The sequence below is a fragment of the Actinomadura sp. 6K520 genome, from assembly GCF_004349245.1.
Taxonomy (GTDB): domain Bacteria; phylum Actinomycetota; class Actinomycetes; order Streptosporangiales; family Streptosporangiaceae; genus Spirillospora.
Genome location: NZ_SMLC01000012.1, coordinates 62,274 through 76,925 on the forward strand (window position 1 = coordinate 62,274; position 14,652 = coordinate 76,925).

At 74.2% G+C, this 14,652-nt stretch carries 15 protein-coding genes; 8 read left to right on the forward strand and 7 right to left on the reverse strand.

Annotation, left to right across the window (positions count from 1 at the left end):
* Positions 1–54 precede the first annotated feature (54 nt).
* Entirely contained in the window at positions 55–819 is a 765-nt protein-coding gene (locus E1289_RS05820; RefSeq protein WP_131976060.1) for an ArsR family transcriptional regulator, read from the forward strand.
* Positions 816–1,217, forward strand: coding sequence for a VOC family protein (locus E1289_RS05825; RefSeq protein WP_131976062.1), 402 nt, complete (start codon positions 816–818; stop codon positions 1,215–1,217). Before E1289_RS05820 ends, E1289_RS05825 begins: the two co-directional genes overlap by 4 nt.
* On the opposite strand, the gene E1289_RS05830 is transcribed toward E1289_RS05825, so the two are convergent.
* Both E1289_RS05830 and E1289_RS40045 read right to left on the reverse strand, forming a co-directional pair.
* Positions 1,214–1,867 (reverse strand): response regulator transcription factor, encoded by a 654-nt coding sequence (locus tag E1289_RS05830; RefSeq protein WP_131976064.1) that lies wholly within the window; start codon positions 1,865–1,867, stop codon positions 1,214–1,216. The two genes, E1289_RS05825 and E1289_RS05830, sit on opposite strands and share 4 nt — an antisense overlap.
* The gene (locus E1289_RS40045; RefSeq protein ID WP_131976066.1) at positions 1,864–3,006 is read right to left on the reverse strand and encodes a sensor histidine kinase; all 1,143 of its coding nucleotides are present in this window, start codon (positions 3,004–3,006) and stop codon (positions 1,864–1,866) included. The genes E1289_RS05830 and E1289_RS40045 overlap by 4 nt, the downstream gene beginning before the upstream one ends.
* A 210-nt stretch (positions 3,007–3,216) precedes the next feature.
* On the opposite strand from E1289_RS40045, the gene E1289_RS05840 reads away from it, so the two are divergent.
* Complete coding sequence (locus E1289_RS05840) at positions 3,217–3,555, forward strand: DUF6223 family protein (RefSeq protein ID WP_131976068.1); 339 nt, start codon at positions 3,217–3,219, stop codon at positions 3,553–3,555.
* 79 nt (positions 3,556–3,634) lie between these two features.
* Positions 3,635–3,988 (forward strand): hypothetical protein, encoded by a 354-nt coding sequence (locus E1289_RS05845; RefSeq protein ID WP_131976070.1) that lies wholly within the window; start codon positions 3,635–3,637, stop codon positions 3,986–3,988.
* Positions 3,989–3,995: 7 nt separating this feature from the next.
* Here the strand turns inward: E1289_RS05845 and E1289_RS05850 are convergent, their stop codons facing one another.
* Genes E1289_RS05850 through E1289_RS05860 form a run of 3 tightly spaced genes read right to left on the reverse strand, consistent with a single transcriptional unit; the run spans position 3,996 to position 7,410 of the window.
* Complete coding sequence (locus tag E1289_RS05850) at positions 3,996–5,405, reverse strand: MmgE/PrpD family protein (RefSeq protein WP_131976072.1); 1,410 nt, start codon at positions 5,403–5,405, stop codon at positions 3,996–3,998.
* Complete coding sequence (locus tag E1289_RS05855; RefSeq protein ID WP_131976074.1) at positions 5,402–6,226, reverse strand: cyclase family protein; 825 nt, start codon at positions 6,224–6,226, stop codon at positions 5,402–5,404. Before E1289_RS05855 ends, E1289_RS05850 begins: the two co-directional genes overlap by 4 nt.
* Positions 6,223–7,410: a CoA transferase gene (locus tag E1289_RS05860; protein WP_131976076.1), complete on the reverse strand. Its 1,188-nt coding sequence runs from the start codon at positions 7,408–7,410 to the stop codon at positions 6,223–6,225. The genes E1289_RS05855 and E1289_RS05860 overlap by 4 nt, the downstream gene beginning before the upstream one ends.
* 193 nt (positions 7,411–7,603) lie before the next feature.
* Here E1289_RS05860 and E1289_RS05865 point away from each other — a divergent pair, with 193 nt between their 5' ends.
* Both E1289_RS05865 and E1289_RS05870 read left to right on the forward strand, forming a co-directional pair.
* Positions 7,604–9,073, forward strand: a complete 1,470-nt coding sequence (locus E1289_RS05865; protein ID WP_131976078.1) for a dihydroorotase family protein — start codon at positions 7,604–7,606, stop codon at positions 9,071–9,073.
* 20 nt (positions 9,074–9,093) lie between these two features.
* Positions 9,094–9,894: an IclR family transcriptional regulator gene (locus E1289_RS05870; RefSeq protein ID WP_131976080.1), complete on the forward strand. Its 801-nt coding sequence runs from the start codon at positions 9,094–9,096 to the stop codon at positions 9,892–9,894.
* Positions 9,895–9,935: 41 nt separating this feature from the next.
* Here E1289_RS05870 and E1289_RS05875 read toward each other — a convergent pair whose 3' ends face one another.
* Positions 9,936–10,793 (reverse strand): CoA ester lyase, encoded by an 858-nt coding sequence (locus tag E1289_RS05875; RefSeq protein WP_131976082.1) that lies wholly within the window; start codon positions 10,791–10,793, stop codon positions 9,936–9,938.
* Positions 10,794–10,896: 103 nt separating this feature from the next.
* Between E1289_RS05875 and E1289_RS05880 the strand changes: the two genes are divergently transcribed.
* Positions 10,897–11,715 carry an NAD-dependent epimerase/dehydratase family protein gene (locus tag E1289_RS05880; protein ID WP_131976084.1) on the forward strand — a complete coding sequence of 273 codons (819 nt, stop codon included), beginning with the start codon at positions 10,897–10,899 and terminating at the stop codon, positions 11,713–11,715.
* On the opposite strand, the gene E1289_RS05885 is transcribed toward E1289_RS05880, so the two are convergent.
* Positions 11,683–13,110: an FAD-dependent oxidoreductase gene (locus E1289_RS05885; protein WP_131976086.1), complete on the reverse strand. Its 1,428-nt coding sequence runs from the start codon at positions 13,108–13,110 to the stop codon at positions 11,683–11,685. The genes E1289_RS05880 and E1289_RS05885 overlap by 33 nt on opposite strands.
* A 137-nt stretch (positions 13,111–13,247) precedes the next feature.
* On the opposite strand from E1289_RS05885, the gene E1289_RS05890 reads away from it, so the two are divergent.
* On the forward strand, positions 13,248–14,468 hold the full coding sequence (locus E1289_RS05890) for a DUF4437 domain-containing protein (protein ID WP_165970360.1): 1,221 nt from the start codon (positions 13,248–13,250) through the stop codon (positions 14,466–14,468).
* Positions 14,469–14,652 lie beyond the last annotated feature (184 nt).

The window sequence follows — 14,652 nt, forward strand, 5'->3', positions numbered from 1 at the left end:
GAATTACATCAAGCATGGTTGATCCATCAATCCTTCTTGTTGTATCTTGCGGGTATGTCGCGGTCCGGTCAAGCCGCCCTGCCGCCCTTCATCGGCCTGGTGGCCCACGAGGTGCGATGGCGGCTCCTCAGCGAGCTGGCGCGCAGCGATCTGCGCGTGCGGGAACTGGTCGCCCTGGTCGGCCAGCCGCAGAACCTGGTCTCCTACCATCTGCGGCTGCTGCGCTCCGGCGGCCTCGTCACCGCGCGCCGCAGCAGCCACGACGGCCGCGACAGCTACTACCACCTGGACCTGGAGCGCCTCGGGAACGGGCTGGCCGCCACCGGCGCCGCCCTGCACCCCGCCCTCGGCCCGGTCCCCGCTCCGGCCAGGCCCCGGGAAACCGTGTCCTCGGTGCTGTTCGCCTGCACCGGCAACAGCGCCCGCTCACCGATCGCCGAGGCCCTCCTGCACCGCCGCACCGGTGGCCGGGTCGAGGTGACGAGCGCCGGGAGCCACCCCAAACCGCGGCTGCATCCAGCGGCCGTGCGAGTGCTGCGCGAGCGGTACGGCATCGACGTCGCCGGCCGGCGTCCGCGGCCCCTGGACGACCTCACCGGCCGTGACTTCACCTACGTGATCACCCTGTGCGACAAGGTCCGCGAAGTCTGCCCCGAGTTCGGCGACCACTCCCGGCGGATCCACTGGAGCATCCCCGACCCCGCCGCCTCCGACGACGCAGGTCAGGCGGCCTTCGTCCGTACCGCGGCCGAGATCGACACCCGAATCGGCCACCTGCTGCCTCAGCTCGCCCAACCGGAACAGGAGATCCGCCCATGACCGCACCTGACCAGTTCGCCGGCGTCCGCTACCTCGTCGACGACGTCCAGGCCGCCGTCGACTTCTACACGGCCCACCTCGGGTTCACGGTCCGCATGAGCGCCGCGCCCGCCTTCGCCGACGTGGTCCGCGGGCCGCTGCGGCTGCTGCTGTCCGGCCCGGCCAGCTCCGGCACCCGCGCGACGCCCGACCCGGCCGAGCCCGGCCGCAACCGCGTCCACCTCGTCCTGGACGACCTCGACGCCGAGATCGACCGGCTCCGCGCGGCCGGGCTGACCTTCCGCACCGACGTCGTCGCCGGGCCCGGCGGCCGCCAGATCCTGCTCACCGACCCCGCGGGCAACCTCGTCGAACTCTTCGAACCCGCGAACCACCCACCCGCCCCGGCGACCCCTTAACCCTGGGTCACCAGGCCCGATTCGTAGGCCAGGACGACCAGTTGGGCGCGGTCGCGGACGTGGAGTTTGGTCATGGCCCGGTTGATGTGGGTCTTGGCCGTCGCTGAGCTGATCACCATGCGGGCGGCGATCTGGTCGTTGGACAGGCCGTGCGCGACCAGTGCGACGGCCTCGCGTTCCCGGTGGGTCAGTTCCTCCAGGGCCGCCCCGGACGTCGTGAGCGGCTGGGCGACGTACCGGTCGATCAGCCGGCGGGTGATCGACGGTGCCAGCAACGCGTCGCCCCGGGCGGCCACGCGGACGGAGTGGACGAGGTCCTCCGGCTGGATGTCCTTGACGAGGAAGCCGGCGGCGCCGGCGCGCAGCGCGTCCAGGACGTACTCGTCCAGGCCGTAGTTGGTCAGGATGACCACGTGCACCCCGGCCAGGGCCGGGTCCGCGGCGATGCGCCGGGTCGCCTCGATGCCGTCCACGACCGGCATCCGGATGTCGATGAGCGCGATGTCCGGCAGGTGCTCCCGGGCCAGCGCCAGGCCCTCGCGCCCGTCCGCGGCCTCGGCCACCACCTCGATGTCGTTCTCCAGATCGAGGAGCGCGCGGAACCCGCTGCGGATGAGCGGCTGGTCGTCGACGAGCAGGACACGGATCATGACGTCCGGTCCACGGGGAGTTCCGCCTGGACGGTGAAACCGCCTTCGCCGCGCGGCTCGGCGCGCAACCGGCCGCCCAGGGCGGCGACCCGCTCGCGCATGCCCAGCAGCCCGACGCCGGGCGCCGCGGCGGTTTCCGACACGGCCCTGCCGTCGTCGTCGACGCGGATCAGCAGGGTCTTCGGACGGCGGTCGATCCGGACCGTCGCGGTGGCCGCGTCGGAGTGGCGCAGGATGTTGGTGAGCGACTCCTGCACGATGCGGTAGACGGTCCGGTCCACCGCGATCGGCACGTCCTGCCCGTGCCCGTCGATCGTCAGCCCCTCGATCGCCAGTGTCGCGTCCAGGCCGGTGGCGCGGGCGCGTTCCACCAGTTCCGGGACGTGTTCGAGCCCGCGCGGCGGTGCCGTGTCGTCGTCGCGCAGCGCCTCCAGGGTCGCGCGCAGTTCCCGGGACGCCTCCCGGCCGGCCTCCTGGATCGCCAGCAGGGCGTCCGGGACCCGTTCGCCGCGCCTGCGGGCGACGTGCACGGCGACCTCGGACTGCACCTTGATGATCGAGATCTGGTGGGTGAGCGAGTCGTGCAGTTCCCGCGCGATGCGCAGCCGCTCCTCGTCGGCGCGGCGCCGCGCGGTCTCCTCCCGCGTCCGCTCGGCCTCCTCCGCCCGCCGCTCGGCCTGCCGCAGCGCCTCGCCCGCGGCCCCGGCGGCGATCAGCCAGGCGAGTTCCAGCACCCCCCGGGCCTGCGCGAACGCCTCGCCCGTGTCGTGGAGACCGGAGGCCATCGCCGCGACCGGGAGGAGGGCGAGCAGCAGCACGCTCGCCGCCACCGTGACGATCCGGTGCCCGGCCCGGACGGCGGCGTACACCGCGAACAGGAAGGCCACGGCCGGCACGTCGAACCCCGCCGCCTGGTACCCCACCGCACACAGCCCGGTGACGGCCAGGACCGGCACGGGCGCGCGGCGGCGCGCGGCCAGCGCCAGGCCCCCGGCCGCCAGCAGCGCGTACCCGAGCAGGTCCGCGCCCGCGGCGGAGTTCCCCTCGGAAAGCCCGGTGACCAGGAGCGCGGCCGCCACACAGCCGGCGATCGCCCAGTCGATGGCGGCGGCCCGCACGCCGCGCCGTTCCGTACCCATGCGCGCACCATAGACCGGATGCCCGCGCCCGCGACTCCTGCCGGCGGATGATCGCCCGATACCGCGCATGCGGTAACCGGACCACGCCTACGGCATGCGGGGCAACCGGTTACGGCCTCGGCGGCAGCGCGAAGTGTCCACGCCTGCTGGACGACCGGCGACGGGTCCGGCGGACATCATCGGGCGGACAACCAGCCGAAGGAGCACGACATGTCCATCCAGTACGCACTCGCCTTCATCGACGCCTACACCATGGGCGCCGGACGGCTCGGGTCCTCCGTGGCCGGGCTCACGGGGCTGACCGGCGTGATCATCGGTGGGCGGGCGCTGGCTCGTCGCGCCGGGGGGCGGAACGGGGCCGTCGCCGCGCTGGCGGCCGGGCTGACCGGCATCGTGCTCGGCGTGCTGGTCGCCGCCACCGCCGACGACGGCGTCGGCTCCGGCAACGGCCTCGGCGGAGCGGTCGTCGCCGTCATCCTGGGGCTGATCGCCACGATCCTCGGCGCGCTGGCCCTCGCCCGCACCCGCCGCTCCGGCGCATCGGCATAGGCGGCGGAAACGGGTCTGTGCTAGTACTACAAATTGTAGTATTCGGCCGTTTCGCCGCTCTCCCTCCCGGAGGTCCCCCTTGGAGTTCGTCCGACATCTGCTGCTGTTCTTCCACTTCGTCGGCCTCGCGGTCCTCATCGGCGGCTTCCTCGCCCAGCTCCCCGCGGCGCGGTCCGGCCCGGCCCGTCCCGGGACCGCCATGCTGCACGGCGCGCTCACCCAGCTCGTGACCGGTGTCGCCCTGGTCGGGGTGCTCCAGGGCGCCCTGGACGAGGAGGTGAACAACGTCAAGATCACCGTCAAGCTCGGGGTGGTGCTGGCCGCGCTCGTCCTCATCATCCTCGGCCGCCGCCGCCCCCTCAGCACGCCGGTCTTCATGACCATCGGAGCCCTGGCCCTCGTCAACGTCGGCGTGGCGGTCTTCTGGACCTGACGTCGCGTCAGTGCAGCAGGGACGTCAGTGCGCCCAGCTCGTCCAGGGCTGCGAGGTCGTAGGCCAGTTCGGTGATCCGGGCGGCCTTGCCCGGGGTCACGCGGCGGGTGGCGTTCAGGTGGAACTTGGTGGCCAGTTCGCCGGGTGACAGCGGGTTGCCGGGGCCGCCCCGGTTGGTGTCCACGCGTTCCTCCAGCAGGCCGCCGCCGCGGGTCCGCACCCGCAGGACGGCCGGGAAGCCGTGCGGGAAGATCGCGTCGCAGCGGGCGTCGGGGACGCAGCGGACCTTCGCCGCCAGCGCGAGCCGGCCGGGGTCGGCGGCGGCCGCGTCGGTGAAGTCCTCGTGGAACACCCCGAGCCCGCCGCCGCCCAGCAGCGCCGCCGCGACGGTGTACGGGCCGGAGAACGCCGCGTGGTACCCCGACTCGGGCCGGATCTTGTCCTCGGCGGGCTCGCCGATGGTGCGCAGGACGGGTGTGGGTGCGCCCAGCTCGATGTCCGCGATGTCGGCCGGGTCCAGGCCGCGCCCGCGGAGCCGGAGGGCGGCGTCGATCCCGGCGTGGGTGAAGTGGTTGCACGGGTACGGCTTGAAGAAGACGCCGGGCAGTTCCCAGTGCTCGCCGAGCCGGTCGGTGAGCGCGCCGGGGTCGGCCCGGTCGCCGCAGAACGCCTGGAGCAGCCCGAAGCGGCCCTCCAGGACGGTCGGCGGCCCGGTGATTCCCGTGCGTGCGAGCCCGGCGGCGGTGACGCCCGCGTGCGCGGCCCAGCCGCAGTGGATGCGCTTGACGGTGCCGCCGGTCCGGTTGGCCTCCAGGATTCCCGAGCCCATGCTGGCGGCGATGCCGAGCGCGTCGGCGATGCCGCCGGCGTCCAGGCCGGACAGCATCGCGGCGGCGGCCGCCGCGCCGAGCGCGCCGCAGATCGCGGTCGCGTGCTGGCCGCGCTCGAAGAACACCGAGTTGCCGAGCTCCCGGTCGTAGCCGGCCATGCCGAGCCGGACGGTGATCTCCACGCCGACGCCGGCGGCGTCCAGCAGGGCCGCCCCGGAGGCGCCGCGCGCTTCCGCCACCGCGAGCGCGGCGGGTATGACGGACGCGGACGGGTGCAGCACGGACGGCAGGTGCGTGTCGTCGAAGTCGAGGGAGTGCGCGAGCGTTCCGTTCAGCAGGGCCGCGCTCGGTTCGGGCAGGCGGGTGCCGGTGCCGATCGCGGTGGCCCGCCCCGCGCCGCCCCATTCGGCGACGAGCTCGCCGACGGCGCGGGCCGGGGGCTGCGCGGTGGCGGCGAGGCTGTTGCCCAGCACGTCCAGGACGCGGCGCGCGGCGTCGGCGCGCAGTCCGGGCGGCAGGCCCTCCCGCCGGACCCGGTCGGCGAGGGCGGCGAGCCGCTGGACGGGGGTCGCCCGGAGGGAGGTCACGCCGTCACCGCCGCGAGGGGGCGGACGGGCGAGCCGGTACCGCCCCTGATCCGCAGCGGCGCCAGCAGGAACGCGAACTCGTGCAGCCCCGCCTCGGCGAGTTCCTCCAGGTTCAGGTGCTCGATGATGAAGATCCCCGATTCGACCAGCAGGACCCGGTGCACGGGCAGGACGGCGTGCCCGGCGCCGGGCCGGATCCGCTCGTAGGCGGTCGTGTCGGCGCCGGTCGCGACGACTCCGCGGTCGGCGAGCCACAGTGCGGCCTCGGCGGTCGCGCCGGGGACGCCGCTCTCCCGGCCGAGGTAGGCGGTGGCGTCGCCGAAGAGGCGGGCCCAGCCGGTGCGGATCAGGGCGACCTCGCCCGCGCCGGGTTCGGCGCCCGCGCGCTCGGCGGCGCGTTCCAGGTCGGCGGCGGTCACGCCGTATCCGGGCGGCAGCGTGTCGGCGCCGTGGACGGCGGCGACGTCCAGCAGGACACCGCGCCGCAGCAGGCCCGGCAGATGCTCGGCGCCGTGCACGGTGAACGCGCCGCCGAGCTGCGCCTCGGCCGCGTCCACCCCGCCGTGCAGCAGCCCGTCGTGGCTGACGTGCGACAGCGCGTCGATGTGGGTGCCGACGTGGCCGCCGGTCACGATGATCTCGTTGGCGGCCGAGCCGCCGTCCAGGCGCTTCATGTCGCCGTGCCGCCGGATCAGCGTCATCCGGAAGCCCGGGTGGTTGGGCGAGCAGGGCATGCCGGTGAAGAACGGATGGCCCAGCTCGATGAGCCGTACCCCGCCGGCGATCGCGGTGAGCAGCGGGTCGGTCGGGCGGGCGGTCACCGGATCACCCCCTTGGCGCGCAGGACCGCCTGTGCCGCCTCGTCCGCCCCGTACCGGGCGAGGATCTCGGCGGTGTGCGCGCCGAGCGGCGGCCCGGCCCACGCGATCCGGCCCGGGGTCCGCGACAGGCGGAACAGGACGTTCTGCATCCGGACGGGGCCGAGCTCGTCGTCCGGGACGGTCGCGATCGTGCCGAGCGCCGCGTACTGCGGGTCGTCGAGCACGTCCGCGGCGGTGTACACGGGCGCGACGGCGGCCTGCGCCTCCGCGAACGCCGCGACGACCTCGGCGCGGTCGCGGGCGGCGATCCACGAGCCGACGGCCTCGTCCAGCTCGTCGGCGTGCCGGGCGCGGTCCGCGCCGGTCGCGAACCACGGCTCGTCGATCAGGTCGGGCCGGCCGACCAGCCGCAGCACCCGCTCCGCGATCGACTGGGCGCTGGTGGAGACCGCGACCCAGCCCCCGTCCCGGGTCCGGTAGATGTTGCGCGGCGCGTTGTTGTGGGACCGGTTGCCGGTGCGGCGCTGCAGTTCGCCGAGCTGGTCGTAGGCGATGATCTGCGGGCCGAGCAGCGTCAGGATCGGCTCGATGATGGCCAGGTCGACCACCTGCCCGGTGCCGGTGGCCTCCCGCGCCCGCAGCGCCGTCAGCACGGCGTACGCGGTGGCCAGCGCGGCGATCCCGTCCGCCAGGCCGAACGGCGGCAGGGTCGGCGGCCCGTCCGGCTCCCCGGTGATCGCCGCGAAGCCGCTCATCGCCTCGGCGAGCGTGCCGAATCCGGGACGGCCGGCGTAGGGCCCGGTCTGCCCGAACCCGGTGACGCGCGCCAGCACCAGCCGCGGGTTGATCGCGTGGAGTTCGGCGTAGCCGAGTCCCCAGCGTTCCAGGGTGCCGGGCCGGAAGTTCTCGATGACGACGTCGGCGTCGGCCGCCATCCGCCGGAACAGCTCCTGCCCCTCGGGGGAGCCCAGGTACAGGGTGACGGCCTTCTTGCCGCGGCCCAGCATCTTCCACCACAGGCCGACGCCGTCGCGCTGGGCGCCGTGGCCGCGCACGGGGTCGCCTCTCGGATGCTCGATCTTGATGACCTCGGCCCCGTAGTCGGCGAGCAGCGTGGCGGCGAGCGGACCCGCGAACAGCGTGGCCGCGTCGAGCACGCGGACCCCGGACAGGGCGTCGGTCATCCCCCACCACCTTCCCTCGCTTCGTTCCGATGAGAGGAACGAGCAACTCGTTTCAAACTGACAGGACGAGCCGATTCAGGTCAAGTGAAGCGCGGCCATTGACCTCAGAAGACAGGGGCGGCAGGCTGGAGCGGCGGATGGTTGTTCCTCTCAGCGGAACAATTCGCGATATCCCCGGACGGGAGAGGCGACGATGGCGACGACCGAACTGCTGATCAAGAACGTCCGGGTGGTCCGCCCCGAGGCGCCGGACGGGGAGCCGCCCCCGCTCCTCGACATCGCGGCCGACGACGGCGTCATCGCCCGGGTGGCGCCCGCCCTGCCGGACGACGACGCGGCCACCGTGGTCGACGGCGGCGGCCTGCTCGCGTTCCCCGGCGTCGTGGACGCCCACCAGCACTGGGGCATCTACAACGACCTCGCCACCGACACCCGCACCGAGAGCCGCGCCTGCGCGCAGGGCGGCGTCACCACCTCCCTGACGTACATGCGCACCGGCCAGTACTACCTCAACAAGAGCGGGCCCTACCGGGAGTTCTTCCCGGAGGTGCTCGGTGCGGCGCAGGGCAACGCCTACGTGGACTACGCGTTCCACCTGGCGCCGATGACGGCCCAGCACATCGCGGAGATCCCGCATCTCATCGAGGAGTTCGGCGTCACCTCGTTCAAGATCTTCATGTTCTACGGGGGCCACGGGCTGCACGGCCGGTCCAGCTCGCAGAGCGACTTCCTGATGACGCCGCCGGGCGAGAGCTACGACCTCGCGCACTTCGAGTTCGTCATGCGGGGCGTCCAGCGCGCCCGCGAGCGGCTCACCGGTCACGCCCCGCACGTCTCGCTGTCGCTGCACTGCGAGACCGCCGAGATCATGACCGCCTACACGGCCATGGTCGAGCGGGACGGGACGCTCACCGGCCTGCGCGCCTACAGCGCCTCCCGCCCGCCGCACTCGGAGGGGCTGGCGGTCACCATCGCCTCCTACCTCGCGCACGAGACGGGCCTGCCGAGCATCAACCTGCTGCACCTGTCGTCCGGGAAGGCGCTGTCGGCCGCCCTCACCATGGCGGACGCGTTCCCGCACCTCGACTTCCGCCGCGAGGTCACCATCGGGCACCTGCTGGCCGACGTCGACACCGCCCACGGCCTCGGCGGCAAGGTCAACCCGCCGCTGCGCGAGCGCGCCGATGTCGAGGCGCTCTGGCGGCACGTCCTGGCGGGCGAGGTCGACTGGGTCGTCAGCGACCACGCCTGCTGCCGCGACGAGATGAAGTTCGGCGCCGACCGCGACGACGTCTTCCTCGCCAGGTCCGGGTTCGGCGGGGCCGAGTACCTGCTGCCCGGCCTCGTCGGCGAGGGCACCGGGCGGGGCCTGTCGCTGCCGCACATCGCCCGGCTGACCTCCTGGAACCCGGCCCGCCGCTACGGCCTGGCCGGCAAGGGCGCCATCGCCGAGGGGTACGACGCCGACATCGCCCTGGTCGACCCGGACACCGCCTGGACGGTCCGCGCCGCCGCCTCCGAGTCCGCGCAGGAGTACACGCCGTTCGAGGGCTTCGCCATGACGGCCAGGGTGACCGACACCTTCGTCCGCGGCCACCGCGTCTACTCCGGCGGCGCGGTCACCGGGCCGCCCGTCGGCAGGTACGTGCCCTGGGGACGCTGAGGCGTCCCTAGGATCGTGCCGTGAGCGACCGCAGCCGGAACGCCGCCGCGAACACCGGCCCGAACGCCGGTACGGAGGTGGCCGGGCGCGTCGCCGACGTGCTGCTGCTGTTCGCGGGCGGGCCGCGGAGCCTCGGCGTCAGCGCGATCAGCCGCGAGCTCGGCGTCTCCAAGGCCGTCGTGCACCGCATCCTGCGCTCGCTGGTGTCGCGGGAGATGCTGGAGGACGACCCCGGCACGGGCCGCTACCGGCTCGGCTCCGCCGCCGTGGCGCTCGGGGTCAGCGCGCTGCGCGGCTCCAACGTCCGGGACGCGGCCGCGCCGGTGCTGCGCCGCCTGCGGGACGAGACGGGCGAGACCACCACGCTGTCCGGGCTGGTCGGGGACGAGCGGGTCTATCTCGACCAGTTCGAGAGCCCGCGGGAGGTCCGGATGACCGTCGAGGTCGGGCGGCGGTTCCCGCTGCACGCGGGCTCGTCGGGGAAGGCGATCCTCGCGTTCCTGCCCGAGGAGCGGCGCGAGGCCGTCCTCGCCCGCCCCCGCGCCGCCCTCACCGCCCGCACGGTCACCGGTGCGGCCGAGCTCCGCGGCGAGCTCGCCGCGATCGCCGCGGCGGGGACCGCGGTGTCCCTCGGCGAGCGGCTGCCCGACGCCGCCTCGGTCGCCGCGCCGCTGCCCGGCCCGGACGGCGCGGTGCACGGCTCGATCAGCGTGTGCGGCCCGCTGCACCGCTTCACCCCGGAGGAGATCGACCGCTACCGGGGCCTGGTCCGCGCCGCCGCCGCGGAGATCGTCCGGGCCCGGGACGCGGTGCGTCCCTGACCCTCCGCCTGCCGCTCCGCCCGGGACGGAACGGGCGGGGGTCATCGGCCCAGTTCCAGGACGCGGCGCGCCGAGCGGATCACGGCCTCGTCCACCAGCCGGCCCCGGTCGTCCACGGACACCGCGCTGCCCTCGGCCAGCGACCGCTCGTGGCGCTCCACGACGTCCCGCGCCGCTGCGAGCGCGCCGGGGCTCGGGGTGAACACCTCGTGGACGACCGGGATCTGCGCCGGGTGGATGCAGGCCCGGCCAAGGAAACCCATCCGGAAGAGCGCGCGGGTCGACTCCCGCAGCAGGTCCAGGTCCCGTATGTCGACGCTGACGGGTGCGACGGGCGGGGCGATCCGGGCGGCGGCGCTGGCCGCGACCACCGTCGAGCGCGCCCAGAGCAGTTCGCGTCCGTCCGGGCCCGGGACCACGCCGAGGTCGGCGGCCAGGTCGGCCTCGCCGAGCTGCAGCCGCGCCACCCGGGGGGCGCGGGCGATCCGCGCGGCGTCCAGCAGCGCGGCGGCCGACTCCAGCAGCGGCATGATCCGCAGGCCGCCGGCGGGCAGCCCGGCCGCCTCCTCGGCCTCGGCCATGACCCGGCCGAGCGCGGCCACGTCGTCGGCGCTGTCGGCCTTGGCCAGGCACAACCCGGCGACGGCCGGGCCGATCACCGCGCGGGCGTCCAGGTGTCCCGGCTCGCCGGGGTTGACCCGCACCCAGACCCGGGGGCCGCCGGCCGGGCGTCCGAGCCCGCCGAGCCGGGCGGCCACCTCCGCGCGGGCGCTCTCCTTGGCCGCCCGGGGGACGGCGTCCTCCAGGTCGATGATCAGGGCGTCCGCGCCGCGGCCGGGCGCCCTGGCGAGCATGTCCGGCGCGTTTCCCGGCACGTACAGGTAGGAACGGGCGATCATCCGAAGGTTCTCCTCTGCGGGCGGCCGACGATATGTGCCAGAGTAGGGAAACAGCGTTTCCATTTCGAGGCCCGCTGTCGGGCCCACTGTTGGGAGGCCCACTGTGCGGTACGTGGTCGTCGGGTGCGGGAACGTCGGGATGGAACTCGCGCGGCGCTGGACGGAGCGGGGGCACGTGGTCATCGGGACCACCACGTCCCCCGGGCGGGTCGGTGAGGTGCGCGAGGTCTGCTCGGACGCCGCCGTCCTGCGCGGCTCGGACGAGGCCGCCCTGGCCGAGGCCGTGCGCGGCGCCGACGCGGTGGTGCTGACCGTGAGCCCGCGGCTGTCGCACTCCTTCGACGCCGGTCAGCGGGTCGCCGAATACGCCGACACGCTGGCGGGGAGCGCGCGGACCGCCGCCGCCGTCCATCCGCGGGTCGTGTTCACCAGCTCGACGTCCGTCTACGGCGCGGGCACCGGAACGCTGATCGACGAGACCAGCCCCACGACCGAGGACACGGACGCCTCCCCCCGCAACTTCGTCGCCGCGGAGCGGGCGGTGCTGGCCACGCCGGGCGGCGCGGTGGTCCGCATCCCGGACGTGTACGGCCATCCCCGCGACACCGACTACCCGGCGCGGGTCCGGTTCGCCCACGAGCGGCTCGGCGGGAGCGTCCCGTTCGCGGCCGGGGCGCTGCTGTACCGGATCGACTACCGGGATGCCGCCGCCGCCCTCGACTTCGTGGTCACCGAGGGGCTGACCGGGGTCTACAACGCCTTCCCGGACGCGGAGGTGCCGCCGACGAACGCGGCGGCGTTCGGGGAGATCTGCGCGGCCGAGGGCCTGCCCGAGCTGACCTACCGCGGCGAGATCAGAACCCCGGAGGTGCCGGTGTCCTCGGCGCGGCTACGCGCCGCCGGGTTCGATTTCGCGCACTGAGGCCAGGTGCCGCCCGACGATGCGGCCGAAGGCGAGCGCGGGCGTGAGGCACATGCCCGAGCAGAACGCGTTGCCGTTGACGGCGGCCGAGCCGATGACCTCCCCCACCGCGTACAGGCCGGGAACGGCGCGGCCGTCGGCGCGGCGCACCCGGAGCCGGGCGTCGACGTCGACGCCCGCGAAGGTGATCAGGGTGACGGGATGGTTCTCCACGGCGTAGAACGGCGGCTCGGCGATCGGCGCGGGCAGGTGCCGGCGGCCGAACGCGGTGTCGGCCCCCGCGGCGACGGCGGCGTTGTACCGGGCGACCTCCGCGGCGAGCCCGGCCGGGTCGATGCCCGCGCGCTCGGCCAGTTCCGCGAGGCCGGCGGCGCGGTGCAGGCCGCGCCTGCGCCCGCACCGGGCGTCCAGGTCGGCGGGCGTCCAGCCGTGCACCATGGGACGGGACTCCCGTAGCGCCCTGGCGTCGAAGACCATCCAGAACGTCATCCGGTCCACGCCCGTCAGGACGCGTTCCTTGCGGTCGATGCTCGGCTCGTCCTCCGCGATCCAGCGGCGGCCGCGGCGGTCCACGTAGATCTCCCACGGCGGGCGCTCGGCCGCCACGAGCTGCGGGCGGTTCAGCCAGTCCACCCGCGGGTCGTCGCCCTCCGGGGGCAGCCCGCCGAACGTGGGGATGTACCGGCCGAGCCCCTGCAGCCCGGCGCCGATCCCCCGCGCCATGCGCAGGCCGTCACCGGTCGACGTCGGCGCGGCCGACGTCGTCAGCGGCGCCCCCTCAAGTTCGGCGAACAGGTCGGGCGCGTGGCCGAAACCGCCGGTGGCAAGGACGACGGCCGGTGCGCGTGTGGTGCGGCCGTCCGCGGTGGCCACACCGGTGACGGTCCCTCCCTCGGTGACGAGCCCGGTGCCGCGCACGCCGGTCCGCACGGTGATCCGCCCGTCCTCGGTCAGCGGCTCCAGCAGGCGGCGCAGTGCCCGGAGGATCGCCGGGCCGCCCGGCGTCTCGGCCGCGTGGACGGTGCGCGGCGTCGTGTAGGGCTCGTGCCCGTACACGATGCGCGGGGTGGCCGGGTCGATCTCGTAGCCGGCCGCGAAGAGCCATTCCAGGACGGCGGGCTGCTCCGCCAGCGAGAGCCGGGTGAGGTCCTCGCGGCCGGTGCCCCGGCTGATCCGCACGATGTCGGCGAGGTGCCGCTCGGGGTCGTCGGCGATGCCGCGCTCCCGCTGGGCGGAGAAGCCGCCCGCGGACAGGTGCCCGCCGGAGTACGGCAGCGCGCCGCCGATGTCGGCGGCCTTCTCCAGGACCAGCACCCGCGCACCGGCACCGGCCGCCGTGATCGCGCAGGCCAGCCCGCCCGGCCCGGCGCCGACGACGATCGCGTCGAACCCCATGGCGACCTCCGATGTTCCGCTGAGGGAAATAGTGTTTCCCTACACCGGGAGACGGGTCAAGGCGCCCGGCCCCTTGCCCGCATGAGTGAAACGATGTTTCCTATAGCGAAACAGTTCCGGTGAACGGAGACGAGCACGTGCGACCCCACGTCGAGCTGATCCAGGAAGACGACTACGTCTGGCACGCGGCCGAGCTGGCGGGCGGTGAGGGCCGGGCGAGCGAGCGCCGCCTGTCGGTGGACGAGGAGGACGGATCGTCCTCGCTGCGGCTGGACTTCCACACCGACTGGGGACGCGGACCGGGCGTCCACCACGCCAACACCGAGTACTTCGTGCTGGACGGCTCGATGACCTACGGCGGACGCGAGATCGGCAAGGGCGGATACGTGTACGCGCCCAAGGGCGTCCCCACCGACGCCATCACGTTCGCCGAGGGCACCCGCATCCTGCACTACCGGGAGTACGGCGACGCTGGGTTCGACCCCGTGGACGGGCTGAACGCGCCCCGGTGGAAGGACGCCTACGAGGACGTCATCGTCATCGACAGCGAGGCCATGACCTGGGACGCGGTGCCCAAGGCCGGCCCCATGCCCGGCCTGTTCATCAAGTACCTGCACGTCGACCCGGTCAGCGGCTTCTACACCAGGCTCGTGCACGCGCAGGAGGGCTGGACGGACCACCGGCTGGCGCACCACCCCTGCTACGAGGAGGCGTACACCGTCCAAGGCCACATGGAGTACAACTTCGGCACCCTCGACCTGGGCACCTACTTCTTCCGTCCCGCACGGGTGAAGCACGGGCACTTCACCACCCAGGAGGGCGGCGCGACGTGGCTCCTGCGCTCGGACGGCGAACTCGTCAACTGGTACACGCAGAACGAGTGGGTGCGCTGGGGCGGCGAGGCCGTCAACTACGGCCCCGGGGGCGGCCGGATGCGCTGGTCCATGGCGTCGCACGACCTGGGCCGCGGCACCCCGGGACGTTCCGAGCGCGACCTGAAGGAGCTCCAGGAGTCCGTGCTCTACCAGCGCGAGCAGGGCGAGGCGGACGACGACTACGTCCAGCACGGCCAAGGGACCGACAAGAGCGTCCTCGCCATCGCCAAGGCCCTCGACGCGGCCCGCCTCCAAGGAGGCCACGGCCACGATCACGCCGGTCACGACCACGGCCACGCGGACCTGGACTGGGGCGTCGACACCGCCGCGCTGGAGCATGCCGACGAGCGCACCGACCGGCTGCGCCACAACTGGGGCGCCGGACGCCCCTGGCGGGAGGGCGACCCGATCCCCGCCCCCATCCTGTCGAGCCTCCCCCTGCGCAGCCGGTCCACCGGCCGCTGGGACGGCGACGGAATGTAGAGCCGCCCAGCCGTTGACGCGATGAAGGAGCGGAGGCCCCGCTCCTTCATCGCGTCAACGAAGCCGCTAGGAGTGGTCGCGGCGGCGGCGCGGGATGATGAGGAGGGCCGCGCCGCCGGCCATGACCAGCGCGGAGGCGATCATGGCGTAGGTGGGCAGGCCGTCGGGGCTGCCGGTGTTCGGC

What these genes read in the sequence shown, in the direction of transcription:
- E1289_RS05820 (WP_131976060.1), top strand. Translation starts at nt 55, where the DNA reads ATGTCGCGGTCCGGTCAAGCCGCCCTGCCGCCCTTCATCGGCCTGGTG.
- E1289_RS05825 (WP_131976062.1), top strand. Translation starts at nt 816, where the DNA reads ATGACCGCACCTGACCAGTTCGCCGGCGTCCGCTACCTCGTCGACGAC.
- E1289_RS05830 (WP_131976064.1), bottom strand. Translation starts at nt 1,867, where the DNA reads ATGATCCGTGTCCTGCTCGTCGACGACCAGCCGCTCATCCGCAGCGGG.
- E1289_RS40045 (WP_131976066.1), bottom strand. Translation starts at nt 3,006, where the DNA reads ATGGGTACGGAACGGCGCGGCGTGCGGGCCGCCGCCATCGACTGGGCG.
- E1289_RS05840 (WP_131976068.1), top strand. Translation starts at nt 3,217, where the DNA reads ATGTCCATCCAGTACGCACTCGCCTTCATCGACGCCTACACCATGGGC.
- E1289_RS05860 (WP_131976076.1), bottom strand. Translation starts at nt 7,410, where the DNA reads ATGACCGACGCCCTGTCCGGGGTCCGCGTGCTCGACGCGGCCACGCTG.
- E1289_RS05865 (WP_131976078.1), top strand. Translation starts at nt 7,604, where the DNA reads ATGGCGACGACCGAACTGCTGATCAAGAACGTCCGGGTGGTCCGCCCC.
- E1289_RS05875 (WP_131976082.1), bottom strand. Translation starts at nt 10,793, where the DNA reads ATGATCGCCCGTTCCTACCTGTACGTGCCGGGAAACGCGCCGGACATG.
- E1289_RS05885 (WP_131976086.1), bottom strand. Translation starts at nt 13,110, where the DNA reads ATGGGGTTCGACGCGATCGTCGTCGGCGCCGGGCCGGGCGGGCTGGCC.